We start from the raw sequence: 13,663 nt of genomic DNA on the forward strand, positions 1-13,663 counted from the left end.
CCCAGGCTCGCCCGCTGAAACCAGCGCGCCGCCTCAGGTAGCGATAGGCGTTGCGATCGCCCGGAACGGCGAGAACGCGCTGGCGGTGCGCGGAAGAACAGCCCCGAGCTGCGGGCAATGGCGAAGGATGATGCTGGTCATGCCGTTCTTTTCGATCCAGTCCAATCCGAACGGCGAATAGATTTCGGGGCGATAGTCCACGGTCAGGAAGCGGTCGCTTTGCAGCCGCCGCGAGGCCATCAGGATGAAGATGCGAAATGCGGTGTCGCTGAAGCCGAAGCCCTCGGGCGGCGGCTCGGCATGAAGGCCGACCATGGTATCAACAGCGTCGATCGAGCCGTAGAGTCGCCGCAAGGTGCGGACTGTCTCCGGATCGCCGGAAAGCTCCTCCCAGCTGCGGATCCGCGGCTTGTGCAGGGCCTCGCGGAAATCGTTGAAACGCGGCACGCCGCGCCGGCGGTCACGCACGATGTCGACAACCGATAGATCGATGATCTCCTCGACCGAAGGATCCGCGCCGCGCCGTCTGAAGCGTTGCAGTGACGCGGGATAGTTGTGCAGAGTAATCGCGCCTGGATGAGCAATGCCAAACGAATAGATCACGTTGTGCAGTCTGAGCTCGCGCATCCGCGCGTCCGTTCCCGCGCCCTGGATGTCGTTGAAACTCAGCTTCTGCGTCGGTTCACCGCTCTCATAGTTGAAGAACTGGTAGTCGTCGGGAATGAGCGGATGCAGGCGGTAGACCGAGGCAAACTCTTCGGTCAGCGAATAGGGCGCGCTGTGATGGTTCGTCAGGGTCTGCGGAATGCCCTTCAGCTCCTGTATGTCGAGCATCCAGATGCCGAGTTGGGTGAGCCAGTCCTTCGGCGCGCCATACCAATTCGCGCGCAGCCCGATCTGGATGGTCTGCGTGGCGAGGATGGCCGGCGTCCATTCGACCGTATGGATCTTGGCGATCAGCGCAGAAACAATGAGGCGGGCGGTCTGGTAGACCCGTTCGGGCAACCAGTCCGGATATTCTCGCTGCAGCGCCTCGGCGAGGACATTGTGCTCGCGGGCGAAGAGCGTGTGCATCATGCTGAGGCCGAGCCACCAGCTTTCGTTGAAGCCGGTAAGGTTCATGCCGTTGATGTCAGTCGGCAGATAGTGATCCGGTGTCAAGCGCAGGCGCCCGCCGTCCTGCAGCAGCGCGGCTTTCTCCTTGCTGTCGCCATAGACCTCGGAGCCGTCCCACCAAGGCGTCGTCAGATTCTCGAACACCGGATAGCCGGCCGGGGACATGCGCGCGATCTTGTTGCCGGCGATACGCATATCGCGCTCCGCCGCGCCGCCGGTATAGCTCTGCCATGTGTCGCCGCCCGGCATGGGGATGACGATGTCGTGTTCCGGGTTGCCGAGGGGATGGCGACGATGATTGACCCAGTCATGGACCTGGAACTGGATCCAGGCCGCCGCGAGAATATTGAGCGAGCGGGCGGGGATGAACGCCTTACGGGTCATCAGCTCGCGGCTGATGTCGATCGGGTTGGGCTGGGCAAACAGATCCGGCTGGTATTTCGGCTGCATGTTGCGGCCGAACGTTGAGTTCTCCGCTCCCATGCGTGGATTGGAGAGGTCGTTGTAGCTTCCGTCGAAAGTGCGGACGGTGCGGACCCACTCCGGCGTGACGGGGGGCACAGGAACAGGGCGGGGCGGAGCCTCGGCCGCCTCCGTGTCGATGAGGTTGGTCGCGCGAAGCTGCGTGCGGAAGGCGGAGAGATTGAGCAGGCCGAGACGCCAGTCCAGCCGGTGCCATTCGACATAGCGATTGAGGACGCGAAAAAACGAAGCGACGAGGCGTCCGGCGATGAGGTTGCGAAGCGGCGTCGAATCGCGAAACTGATAGCTGATGCGGTGCGCTGACGAAGCCGCGTAGGCGGCTTTGCGGGCACGGTTGAGATTGCCGAGCGGGCGGAAATTCTCCGTCGTATTCCAGGGATTGAATGCGACCTGGTCGACCAGCGCCTCGATTGCCCGACCGTCCGCTGCGTCGATATCCTGCTTTGGAATTGTCAGCGTCGCGACCGAGACCGGCGGCGCGTTCGCCTCGGTCCATTCGATGGCGCCGTCCTCGATCGGCGTCAACGCCTCGCTGACGAAGCGCTGGACCAGGACATCGAAGCGGACATCGTCCTGGCGCAGCCTGTCGGCGATCTCATGATGCAGAAAGTCGAAATCCGTCTCCGATGCCTTGGGCGCCTTCACCGCGTCCACAGCCGGGCGAAGGATGAACCGGACCGGACCTGCGGCGTCCCAGAGGATAGCGCCCCGGCTCCAATAGGTCTCGAGCGCAAGGCTGTCGACGACGCGCGCGCCGCTGTTGATGTTCTTCAGTATGCGGAAGGTCTCGCCGAAGCCGACATCGAGGACGAGACGCGGCAGCAACAGCAATCTGGAGCCGGCCATCGCCTTTGCGAGCGCGACGAACTGGAACGCATTCCGCGCGTGCGAAACGGGAAAGTTCGTCATCAGTAGATCGTGATATTCGTCCGCATCGATCTTCACGCGGAGCGCGCAGCCACGCATGTCACGCTTGAAGTCGCCCTGCCGCGCGCCATTGGCATTCGACAGGCGGATTGTCGTCTCGTACTCAGCGCCCGGCACGAGAAATCCGACGGCAAGATCGCTATGTAAATTCGCGTTTATCTTCAGTCTGGCGTTGGTCGTTCCAAGTATACACTTGGCATGGAACGCCCGTCGGACCTCGCTCGCCTTAGATTTTTTCTTGTTGGCGAGTTGCACGTCCATGATGTCGCGTGCAAAGGCGGCGAAGATCGACCTTTCGGCCTCCGCGCTGCCTCCTTCATATCGCTCGTGCCAATCCCTATCGAACGACATTGGGCTTCTCCCGCGCCTGAGCACGTCGAACGCCAAAGATCAGTAGATGTGCTCTCTTGCATCCCCTCGCGACTTCTTGGCCGTCGGACTATAGGCGCGAAGCCACTATGAATCGATCGCATATCTTCCGAAGACATTCAAGGGGCGTATACTAACGCTTAGCCGATTCCATCATGGCGACAGCCGAGTCCGACTATGCCGGGCGCCAGAGACAGCCTGTCGATTTGCTTGAGTGGAGGTATGATAGGCGGAACATCATGGTTCTCGCCGATGGGCACCGGCAGCGGGGCGAGCCTCTACGGCGCCGATCTCATCGCCCCGGCCTATGTGTTGGCAATGGCCTCGCTCGGCTATTGCGCAAGCGAATTTTGACCCGAGCCTCTACGGCCTAGGACGGGATGGCGTCTTCACCTTCGATCCCGATGATGCAGGACGCTGCGACATTCAGGCCGGCTTGCCCGATGTATGGGCGGACGGACCGCGCGGGGGGAAAACCGCTCGCTGCAGGCCAATCTTCCTCGACCTGCCGTTGCGGATTCTTCGAACTCAGCCTGAACTGTCGTCGGCCTGCCTGCTCATTTGGATGGCGGGTTGCTCGTCGGGCGCTTCTATCCGTGCGAAGAGCATGTCGACCGAGGCGGCCGCGAGTTCTGCGATGACGGGATTGATGCCGAAGATGACGCTGTCGAAGCGCGGCGCGGCATTGCGGGCCTGAACGAACACGGCCGGCATCGCTGCGTCTTCCAGCAACAGCGCGGCCGGACTCTTCTGCCCCTTCACGGGCTTCACGATCACGCCGGCGACGCGCCAGTCCAGCATGCGCACCGCGATGTCCGTCTCGCGCGCCTCGGATCCCTGGCTGCAGCCCACGAACAGCACATGACCGCGCCGCTCCACCTCAAGCTCCAGCCGAACGAGAAGGCGGGCGATGAGTGGCTCTTCGAAGGTCGGTACGATCACACCGACGAGATTGCGACGGCCGCGGCGCAGCTCCGCGCCGAGTGGATTGATGCGGTAGCCGAGCGCCTCGATGGCGTTCTGCACCTTGGTGACATTCTCCGGCAGCACGGTGGGCGCGCCCTGCATCACCTTGGAAACGGTGGCTATCGAAACCCCGGCATAGGCCGCGACGTTACGCATCGAAACACGGGTTTCGACTCCCTTTCTGCGACCAGCCAAATCAACGCCCTCGAATGCTTCCGACATTGGATACAACGATTAATCGTTTACAGCCATCGAAAAAACGATTAATCGATGTCCCTGACAAGAGCAATACAAGGAGGAAGGCCGATGTCTGAGGCAAAGCGCAAGCTGAGGATTGCGCTCGTCGGAGTCGGATTCGGGGCGGAGTTCGCGCCGATCTACAATGCCCACCCCGACGTCGAGTGGGTGGCGCTCAGCGACAGCAACACAGAAAAATTGGCCGCGGCAGGGGCCCGGTTTGGCATTGAGCGGAGTTATCCGGGGCTCGAAGCGGTCCTGGCGGATCCAGATGTCGACGCCGTCCATCTGGTGACGCCGATCCCCCTTCATGCCGAACAAGCCATCCGCGTCCTTGAAGCCGGAAAGCACTGCGCCTGCACCGTCCCGATGGCCACGAGCTTCGCCGATATCAGGCGGATCATCGCGGCGCAGCGCAAATCCGGCAAGAACTACATGATGATGGAGACGGCCGCCTATACCCGCGAATTTCTGATGGTCGAAGACCACTATCTGCGCGGCGATTTTGGCACCATCTCCTTTGCGCGCGGCTCGCACATGCAGGACATGGAGGGGTGGCCGGACTATTGGATGGGTTTGCCGCCACATCACTACATGACGCATGCCATCGCGCCGGTTCTCAAGCTGCTTGGCGAACGAGTGGCCAAGGTGCATTGCTTCGGATCCGGCCGCCTGCCCGAGGAGCGCCAGAGGCGCTACGGCAATCCTTTCCCCGTCGAAACGGCTATCTTCCGCCTCGCGAACAGTCCCGTCGCCGTCGAGGTCACGCGGTCGCTGTTCCAGACCGTCCGCCCTTATAGCGAGGCTTTCTCGATCTATGGCGACAAGTTGGGCTTTGAGTGGCAGCAGATCGAGGAAGAAGATCCGCTGATCTTCTCGATGCCGCAGGCTGCCTTCAGCCGCGGGCGCAAGATTCACCATGAAATCGTCACGCCGCCGGACCGGCAGGATCTGCTGCCGCCCGAGATCGCTCCGTTCACCAAGCGGTCGGTCTTTTCCGATGGCAAGCATCTGTCATTCGTGCAGGGCGGGGGCCACTCCGGATCCCATCCACATCTTGTCCATGAGTTCGTGCGCTCGACGGTCGAAGGCCGCAGTCCGGCGATCGACGTCGTCACGGCCGCGAACTGGACCGCACCCGGCATCGCCGCGCACGAATCGGCCATGCAGGACGGCGCCGCAGTCGAGATTCCGGATTTCAGCATCTGAACGGAACCCTTGGCGACGCCAACCGACTGAAGAGTTAATCGTTTTTTCCGCCAACAAGAGACCATAAGGGAGGAGACCATGCCTATTTCACACATGAGCCGCAGAAGCTTTATGAAGTCGACGGCCCTGGCAGGAGCGGCCGTGACTCTCAGTGCGCCGTATGTGCGCGCCCAAGGCGCCAGCGAGATCAACATGATCGGGTGGAACGCGCCCGCTCTCATGGACATCTTTGCCCGGGCCGAGAAGGAGGTCGGCGTCAAGATCAACTATGACGTCCTGCCGGCTGCATGGTCGGATGTGATGGCCAAGATCACGTTGTGGGGCCAGACCGGCTATGACGGCATCGACGTGCTGTTCGCCGATGATCTGATCGGCGGTCTCTGGGGGATGAATGGCTGGGCCGAGGATCTGAGTGGCACCGACGCCTGGACGAAGAATTCCGCCGATATCGTCGAGAACATCACAGTCCTCAACAACGCTGTCGGCGGCGTCTACCGCATCTTCTTCACGATGGGGTTGGAGCCGTTCTTCTATAATAAATCGCTCGTCCCGAACGCCCCCAAGACCTGGGACGAGCTGGTTTCGGTCGGCCAGTCGGTGACCAAAGCCGATGACGGCATCTGGGGCTGGCGGCCGCTCGGCGGCCAGGGCCATGCCTTCAACACCGTCCTGCTGATGCTCAATCAGGCGGGCGCGGACCTGAAGACTCTTCAGGACCCGGCGACGCTGCAGGCACTGCAGTTCATGTATGACTGGGTTCAGACGAGCAAGATCACCCCGCCCTCGGCGATCAGTGAGGACAATCCGGCGGTCGAGGCGCTCGCCGCCGCCGGCAAGGCCGCGATGTGGTGGACCTATGATGGTGGCCTCGCCAACATCCTCAGGGCCGACCAGACCAAGGTCACGCTGGAGAATATCGGCATGTCGCGCTGGCCGAAGGGCCCGGCTTCGGATATCGGCCTGGTGCATGGCTGGGGCTGGCTACTCTCGAAGTTCAGTCAGAAAAAGGATGCTTCGAAGGAGGTCCTCGCCTGGCTGTCTTCGCCCGCCATCATCAAGCAGGTCTCGCTGGCCCAGAGCGCTGCGCCGCCCTATCGCTCGATGTTCACTGACCCCGATATCGTCGCCAAGCTGCCGCAGCTGACGATCGGCTCCGGTTGGGAAGATCAGATCCGCGGTGCAAGGTTCCGCGAGCCGATCGTATCGAGCCCCCAGGTTACCCAGCTGTGGAACATGTTCGACAAGATCGGCAGCTATATCCTTTCGGGCGAGAAGGATCCCGCTGCAACGCAGGCCTGGGCGATCGAGGAATACCAGGCGATCCGCGGCTGAGGCATTGGCGGCCGACACGGCAGCTCCCTCACGATCCCGGCGGCCGTCGCTGCCGGGATACCCATCCCTGAGAGATAGAAGCAGCCCGATGAGTTCCCAAACCGTGGATCGCGCGCGATCTCGCTCGGCGGCCGAACGCCTTGGCGACGCGCTCACCGGCGTCAACGCCATTGCCTATTGTCTTGTCTTGCCGGCTATCCTTCTGCGCCTCGCCTTTACGCTGGTGCCAGCGCTTCAGACTTTCTGGCTGAGCTTCACCGACAAATCGTTGATGGCGCCGGGGCGTTTCATCGGGCTTGCCAACTACGTGGCGATGCTGTCGGACAAGACCCTGATCGGCTCGTTCGGCTTCACGCTGTTTTATACCGTGACGAGCGTCGCGCTCGAGACCGCGCTCGGACTGGCGATCGCCATGCTGTTGATGCGGCAGTTGCGCGCCAGGTGGATCAGCAATTTCATCATGCTGCTGCCCTGGGTGATGGCGCCGCTTTTGGCCGCCACCGTCTGGAAGATCATGTTCTATGAGGATGGCGGCATCCTCAATCAGATCCTCCGCGACCTCGGTCTGATCAGCAGCCCGATCCGCTGGCTTTCCAGCGCCAACACGGCGCGCGGCTCGGTCGTTCTCGTCACCGTCTGGAAGAACGTCTCGTGGGTCGCCCTCATCTTCATGGCTGCGCTCGCCGCGCTCCCGAAGGACGTCTATGAGGCCGCTGAGGTGGATGGCGCCAATGCATGGCAGCGGTTCAGAGCCATCACGGTGCCGATGCTGAGGCCGACGATCTTCCTCGTGCTGATGTTCCGCGGCATGGGCGAGGTCCAGACCTTCGAGCAGATCGGCGGCTTGACGCGCGGCGGGCCAGGCACCGCGACGCAGAACCTCGCCTACTACGCCTATCAGCGTTTCTTCCAGGAGCTGCGCTACGGCTACGGCTCGGCAATCAATGTGCTGCTGCTGCTGCTCACGGCCCTCATCGGGGGCTTCTTCGCCTGGCGCATGTACAAAGCATCATCCCGGTAACAATCATGGCCGCACGCACCCTTTCACCACTGCACCCGCAGCGCATCCTCCTCATGGCGCTCCTGCTCCTGGTCCTCCTTTTCCTGGCGTTTCCGGTCTATTTCATGCTGGTGACCTCGCTCAAATCATCGGGCGAGGCCTATCGGCTGCCGGCCACGCTCTGGCCACATAATCCGACGCTGCAGGCCTATCCGTTCGTGATCAAGGCCTGGAGCTACTGGCGGACGCTCGGCAATACGGTCCTCGTGGCTGGTCTCGCGGCGTTCGGCGCCACGATGCTGGGTGGCATTGCCGCCTACGGCTTTTCGCGCATGGCTTTCACGGGCAAGTCGCTGCTGTATGCGACGGTCGTCGGCTCGATGGCGATCCCGGCGATGGTCACGCTCGGCCCGATCTTCCTCGCCTATAAGGATCTGCGGCTGCTCGACACGCATCTCGGCCTGATCCTCGTCTTCATGGCCGAAGGTATCCCGGTCGCGTTCCTGACCCTCTTCTCCTATTTCAAGGCAATCCCCAAGGAACTCGACGAGGCGGCGGCGATCGACGGTGGCTCGCTGCTTGACATCTTCTTCCGCATCATCGTGCCGATCGCGCTGCCGGGCGTTGCCGTGACGTTCCTGCTGCTGTTCATTGCCGGCTGGAATGAGTTCCTGTTCGCCTTCACGCTGACGATTACGCCGAGCACCCGTCTCTTGACGGTTCGTCTGTTCGAAATTCCGATCCGCGCCGATGCGAACACCATTCCCTATGATCTCATCGCCGCCGGCGGCATGCTGATCCTGCTGCCCTTGGTGCCGATCCTGTTGCGGGTCCAGAAGCAGTTGGTCGAGGGGATCCTGGCGGGGGCCGTGAAGGAATGAACTTCACTGCTCAGACAGTGAAGTTCATGGCGCCGCCCTCGACCTTGCGGTTCTCAAAGCCGTCGTGACTAGAAGACGAAAACGGCCTTCTCAGTCTTTCGCTCATCAAACAGGCGGAACGCCGTTTCGGCCTCGTCGATGGAGAAGCGATGTGTCGCCAGGCGTTCGAGATCGATCTTGTGGGTCTCGATCGTCCGGATGATCTCTTCATACTCGCTGATGCCGAAATACCAGGAGCCGATCAGCGAAATCTGCTTGCGGATCAGTTGGTCGCTCGGACGGATAGTCGTTTCGCGGCTCTCACCCACAAAGGCGGCCCGGCCGAGCGGGGCGAGGCTGTCGAGCGCCATATTCTGCGCGGCGCCATTGCCTGAGCAATCGATCGCCGCCGATAGCCCGTCACCGCCGGAGAAGGTGGCGATGGCTGCAGCCGCATCGACATCGGTCGGATCGAGTGTCAGATCGGCGCCGAGTTCGTCGGCAAAGTGGCGCCGCTCGGCAATCGGGTCCAGCGCGACCACGCGGGCGCCCAGCGCCTTGGCGGCCAGGATACCTGCGGAGCCCATCGGGCCGAGGCCCCAGATACCGACGGTCGACGCTCCCGACAGGCCGAGCTTGCGGCAGGCGCTGTAAAGCGTGCCGAAGGCGTCGGTCGAGATGGCTGCCGCTACGAACGACATCGAGGCGGGGATGCGCAACAGGTTGCGCTCGGGCACGGCGAGATATTCGGCATTGCCGCCATCCTGCGTGAAGCCGAGACACGTCCAGGTCGGGCAGAGATGGAAGTTACCCTGCCGGCAGCGGGCGCAGACGCCGCAGCCGACGGCGAGATAGACCGCCACGCGATCACCGCGCTTGAAGTTCTTCACCGCGACGCCGGTTTCGACGACGACGCCCGAGGGTTCATGGCCGGTGATGCAGCCGCCCGCCGCGTCGCCGCCGACAACGGCATTGCCGTAATAGAGGCTGAGATCGCTGCGGCAGATGCACGACGCCTTGACCTCGATCAGCACCTCGTCGGGCCCGGGGACCGGGATCGCGACCGAGCGGATTTCGACCTTGCGATTGCCAGGAAGATAGACGGCTTTCATGGGGATGGACCTTTCTTGAGAGACGCTCACTTCACAGCCCCGGCCGTCAGACCACGGACGAAGGAGCGCTGCATGACGAGGAAAAGGACGACAAGCGGGCCGAAAGCGATCGTGCCGGCGGCGGCGATGCCGCCATAGTCGACGCCGTAGCGCCCCTGCAGCGTGGCGGCACCAACAGTCAGCGGCTTGAGATCGTCGGCCTGGATGACGACGAGCGGCAGCAGATATTCCTGCCAGGAGAACAGGAAGGCGATGAGCGCCAGCGACATCAGGCCAGGCCTGACCACGGGCAGCACCACGCGAAAATAAACGGAGAGCGGCGAGGCTCCGTCGACGACCGCTGCCTCGATCAATTCTTTCGGCACGTCCTGCATGACGGTCCGCATCATGAACACGGAGAAGGGCAGCAGCAGCGCCGCCTGGGGCAAAATCACGCCGAGCCGCGTATCCAGCAGCCCGAGCTTCTGCAGATTGCCATAGAGCGCGACGATGACGGACGGGGCCGGAACGACGAGACCGGCGAGGAACAGGCCGAACAGCAATTCCTTGCGCGGCAGATCGAGCTTGGCGAAGGCATAACCGGCGAGCGGCGCGGTCAGAAGCACGAGAACTGTCGAGCCGGTGCTGATGATCAGGCTGTTGAGGAAGTAATGGGCGAAACCGCTCTCGTTCCATGTCCGCGCGTAGTTGGACAGGTCGATCGGCCATGGCAGGCTGAGGGGACCGGAGAACAGATCCGCCTCGCTGCGCACCGACGCGAGCAGCACCAGATAGACCGGCGCAAGTGCGTAGAGAGCGAACAGCACCAGAATGAGATGGCGCCCGAGGCGCCCGGCAGCATAGGCGCCGAGACTGCGGTGCCGACCGGCAGGCCGCGAGGCGGACGGGGCGGCGAGCATTGCGGTGGCGTTCATGCTGACCTCAACAGGCGATAGGAGACGCCGCTGACCGTGAGAACGATCGCGAGCAGGACGACGGACAGCGTGGCGGCATAGCCAAAGTCGCCAACCAGGAAGAATGTCTTGTAGATGTGCGTGGTCAGCACCTCGGTGTCGTAGCCCGGCCCACCTTGGGTGGTGACCCAGACCAGATCGAAGAAGCGCATCGCCTCGATCGCCGCATAGAGGCCGAGGAACAGCGTGGTCGGCTTCAGGAGCGGCACTGTCACAAAGCGGAACCGCTTCATCCACGAGGCGCCGTCGAGCTGCGCCGCCTCATAGAGCGACGGATCGATCGCCTGGATCGCGGCAAGATAGATCAGCACGCAGAAGCCGAAGAAGGTCCAGGCGCCGACCACGTTCAGCGCATAGAGCGCCGTCGAGGGCTCGGCGAGCCAGGCGCCGCCGAGGGCGCCGAGCCCGACCATGTCGAGCGCCCAATTGGCGAGGCCGAACATCGGATTGTAGATCCAGCCCCAGATGATGCCGGCCACGACCAGCGGAATGGTGCGCGGCAGGAAATAGATCGCGCCGAGGATGCGGATGGTGCGCGGCGAGCATTCGGCAAGGATCGAGGCCAGCAGCAGGCCGATCATGAGTGGAAAGGCCAGCGTCAGGACCACCCAGATGCCGTTATGGCCGAGCGCCGTCCAGAACACGCTATCGTCGATCAGCCGGGCGAAATTGGAGAGTCCAGCGAAGCCCGTGACGCTGCCATTGTCCCATGAGAACAGGCTGTAGGCGGCGACCTGGAGGATCGGCAGGCCGACAAAGGCGAGATAGAGCACCAGTGCCGGCAGCACAAACAGGATCGCCGTTCGTTGGCTGGTCATCGCGTGTTTCCTCTGGAGTATGGGAGCGCCGGCATGCGGTCCACGCCTGCCGGCGCCCTATGCTTGCGGGCGACTAGGGTTGCCAACGCTCGCCGTTCGCGACGGCCTTGGTCCACGACTGCTGCATCGCGGTCAGGAACTCGTCGGGCGTCGCATCGCCACCGATGAGCCGTTGCAGTTCAGGATAGAGGACCTGCGTAACGCTCTCGGGCAGCGTGGTGTGCAGATCGTAGAAGTTCGTGTCGGGCGTCTTGAGGCCTTCGGCGTAGAACTCCTTCACGGCCGGCAGCGTGTTCCAGCCAGAGAGATCCTCGGCCTTGGTGCCGATCGGCACCAGGAAGCCCTTCTCGACCCAGACCTGCCGATGCTCAGGCGAAATCAGGCAGTCGACATAGGCTGCGGCGGCGTCTTTCGTCGCATCCGGCGCGCTTGCTGCGATCTGCCACTGCGAGCCCTCGCCCCACATCGTGCCGGCGGGGATCCCCTCGGCGATCGGTGGTAGCATGAACACGCCAAGATCGAACTTCGCGCCGCGGGCCATGTCCTGCAGCACCCAGGAACCGGTTACGGTCATCGCCGCCCGTCCGCCGAGGAACAGTGCATTGGCTTCGTCATAGCCGATCCCGTTGAAACCACGTGGGAAATAGCCATCCTTCGCCCAACTGGCCAGCGTTTCGGCCGCCTGTTTGAAGGCGGGTTGGTTCCAGCTCGCATCGCCGAACAGCACCTTCTCCTCGCCGTCACGGCCGGCGGTGAGACCCAGGATGAGGCTCAGCGTATTGGTCGCCGGCCAGCGGTCGCGATTGCCAAAGGCGATCGGCACATAGCCGGCTTCCTTGACCTTGGCGGCCACGGCCTGGAACTCGGCATAGGTCTTGGGAACTTCGAGGCCGAGCTTCTTGAAAAGATCGCGGTTGTAGTAGACGCCCATCAGGTCCTGCTCCATGGGAATCCCATAGAGCTTGCCCTTGTAGGAGTTGCGGCCGCGATAGAAGTCGTTGATGCCGTCCCACTTGTACTTCGCGTAATAGGCGTCGAGCGGCGCTACCTTGCCGGTACGGGCATAGCCGGCGAGCACCGAAGCCGCCGGCCAGGTATAGGCAAGGTCCGGTGTCTTGTCGGCGGAGACCGCAAGGCGATAGCTCTCGCGGATGCCGATCGACGGCACGACGGTGCGCAGGATCTTGGTGCCGGGCAGCGCCTTCTCGCAGGCGGCGATGAGTTCATCCATGGCCGGCCCAGCGGCGGTGATGCCAGACGTCGCAAACTGATCCCATTGGGTGACGACGGTTTCGGCGCTGGCCGGAACGATGCTGGCGACCAGCATGGTCGAGGCGACGAGGCGCATCTTGAGGCGCTGTTTCATGGTGGGTTCCTCCCCTTCGTGCAGGTTCTGTCATAGGCCGCGGCTTCTTAGGCGCGGCAGACGATGCTCAGAGCATTGGCTTGATGAAGTCGTAGGCGCGGCGGGCGAACTGGTCGGGATCGACGCCGCGGCGGTTGAAGCCGATTTCCATGGTGAGATAGCCGGCGAAGTCGTTCGCCTTCAGCGCGGCGACGAGGCCGGCATAGTCGACGGGTCCGGGCTGCGGCGGATCGCGATTCACGTCGGCGAGGTGCAGGTGCACCAGATCCTTGCCGAGGCGGTGCACGTAATCCGTCGGCACCTCGTTGCGGTAGAGGGTGTGATAGGTGTCGAACATCGCGCCGACATTCGGCTTGTCGACCGCGTGCAGCAGCGCGATGGCGTCGTCGCAGCTGTCGATGAGATTGCTGTCTGCCGAAGTCGGCTCGATCGCCATGGTGACGCCGAGTGTCGCCGCATGGTCGGCGATGTCGGCGAGCGCGTCGCGGCTCCAGGCGAAAGCCTCGTCACGGCTGCTGCCGAAGATCTGCCAGCCGGCGACATAGAGCACCGTCTTGCCGCCCCATTCGGCGCAGAGGTCCGTCACCTTCTTGTACTGACTGATGGCGTCGGCGCGCTCCTCCGCGATCGGCGACGCGACGTTGAAGCCCGGACCGCCGCCCGGCGCCGGCAGCATGGAGGCAAGCGCAATCCCGGAGCTCTCGAGAACACTCCGGATTTCGCGGCGGCGCGCTGGCGACAGATGATCCGGATAGGCATGGGGAGCCGCGGCACCGATCTCGATGCCGTCATAGCCAATTGCCGCGATCCGGCGAATGGTTTCGTCGAGCGGATAGGCCGGTACCCAGACCGGAAAACTCGAATAGACCCATGTGTTGAAGGCGAGCTTCACGTCAGTTCCTCCTTGCTCGTCCC

12 protein-coding genes are annotated in these 13,663 nt (G+C 62.9%); 5 read left to right on the plus strand and 7 right to left on the minus strand.

Translation table 11 applies throughout. The features are described 5' to 3' along the window. Positions 1-33: 33 nt before the first annotated feature. Positions 34-2,643: a peroxidase family protein gene (locus LB518_RS21805; protein WP_353619978.1), complete on the minus strand. Its 2,610-nt coding sequence runs from the start codon at positions 2,641-2,643 to the stop codon at positions 34-36. Positions 2,644-3,117: 474 nt separating this feature from the next. Between LB518_RS21805 and LB518_RS24735 the strand changes: the two genes are divergently transcribed. Further along, complete coding sequence (locus tag LB518_RS24735) at positions 3,118-3,249, plus strand: hypothetical protein (protein WP_286198813.1); 132 nt, start codon at positions 3,118-3,120, stop codon at positions 3,247-3,249. A 174-nt stretch (positions 3,250-3,423) separates the two neighbouring features. On the opposite strand, the gene LB518_RS21810 is transcribed toward LB518_RS24735, so the two are convergent. Beyond that, positions 3,424-4,017, minus strand: coding sequence for a LacI family DNA-binding transcriptional regulator (locus LB518_RS21810; RefSeq protein WP_224579928.1), 594 nt, complete (start codon positions 4,015-4,017; stop codon positions 3,424-3,426). Between the two features lie 150 nt (positions 4,018-4,167). Between LB518_RS21810 and LB518_RS21815 the strand changes: the two genes are divergently transcribed. The 4 genes from LB518_RS21815 (at position 4,168) to LB518_RS21830 (ending at position 8,520) form a co-directional block, all read left to right on the plus strand. After that, complete coding sequence (locus LB518_RS21815; protein WP_224579929.1) at positions 4,168-5,307, plus strand: Gfo/Idh/MocA family protein; 1,140 nt, start codon at positions 4,168-4,170, stop codon at positions 5,305-5,307. Positions 5,308-5,400: 93 nt separating this feature from the next. Further along, positions 5,401-6,639 (plus strand): substrate-binding domain-containing protein, encoded by a 1,239-nt coding sequence (locus LB518_RS21820; protein ID WP_224579967.1) that lies wholly within the window; start codon positions 5,401-5,403, stop codon positions 6,637-6,639. Positions 6,640-6,727: 88 nt separating this feature from the next. Continuing rightward, positions 6,728-7,660 carry a carbohydrate ABC transporter permease gene (locus LB518_RS21825; RefSeq protein WP_224579930.1) on the plus strand — a complete coding sequence of 311 codons (933 nt, stop codon included), beginning with the start codon at positions 6,728-6,730 and terminating at the stop codon, positions 7,658-7,660. 5 nt (positions 7,661-7,665) lie between these two features. Then, on the plus strand, positions 7,666-8,520 hold the full coding sequence (locus LB518_RS21830; RefSeq protein ID WP_224579931.1) for a carbohydrate ABC transporter permease: 855 nt from the start codon (positions 7,666-7,668) through the stop codon (positions 8,518-8,520). A gap of 68 nt (positions 8,521-8,588) precedes the next feature. Here the strand turns inward: LB518_RS21830 and LB518_RS21835 are convergent, their stop codons facing one another. From LB518_RS21835 to LB518_RS21855, 5 genes are all read right to left on the minus strand, one after another. Then, complete coding sequence (locus tag LB518_RS21835; RefSeq protein WP_224579932.1) at positions 8,589-9,611, minus strand: zinc-binding dehydrogenase; 1,023 nt, start codon at positions 9,609-9,611, stop codon at positions 8,589-8,591. A gap of 26 nt (positions 9,612-9,637) precedes the next feature. Further along, complete coding sequence (locus tag LB518_RS21840; RefSeq protein ID WP_224579933.1) at positions 9,638-10,525, minus strand: carbohydrate ABC transporter permease; 888 nt, start codon at positions 10,523-10,525, stop codon at positions 9,638-9,640. Further along, positions 10,522-11,382 (minus strand): carbohydrate ABC transporter permease, encoded by an 861-nt coding sequence (locus LB518_RS21845; protein WP_224579934.1) that lies wholly within the window; start codon positions 11,380-11,382, stop codon positions 10,522-10,524. The genes LB518_RS21840 and LB518_RS21845 overlap by 4 nt, the downstream gene beginning before the upstream one ends. 73 nt (positions 11,383-11,455) lie before the next feature. Beyond that, positions 11,456-12,748 carry an ABC transporter substrate-binding protein gene (locus LB518_RS21850; protein ID WP_224579935.1) on the minus strand — a complete coding sequence of 431 codons (1,293 nt, stop codon included), beginning with the start codon at positions 12,746-12,748 and terminating at the stop codon, positions 11,456-11,458. A gap of 67 nt (positions 12,749-12,815) precedes the next feature. After that, the gene (locus tag LB518_RS21855; protein ID WP_224579936.1) at positions 12,816-13,640 is read right to left on the minus strand and encodes a sugar phosphate isomerase/epimerase family protein; all 825 of its coding nucleotides are present in this window, start codon (positions 13,638-13,640) and stop codon (positions 12,816-12,818) included. Positions 13,641-13,663 lie beyond the last annotated feature (23 nt).

The sequence above is a fragment of the Mesorhizobium sp. BR1-1-16 genome (assembly GCF_020165495.1).
In the GTDB taxonomy this organism is placed as follows: Bacteria; Pseudomonadota; Alphaproteobacteria; order Rhizobiales; family Kaistiaceae; genus Kaistia.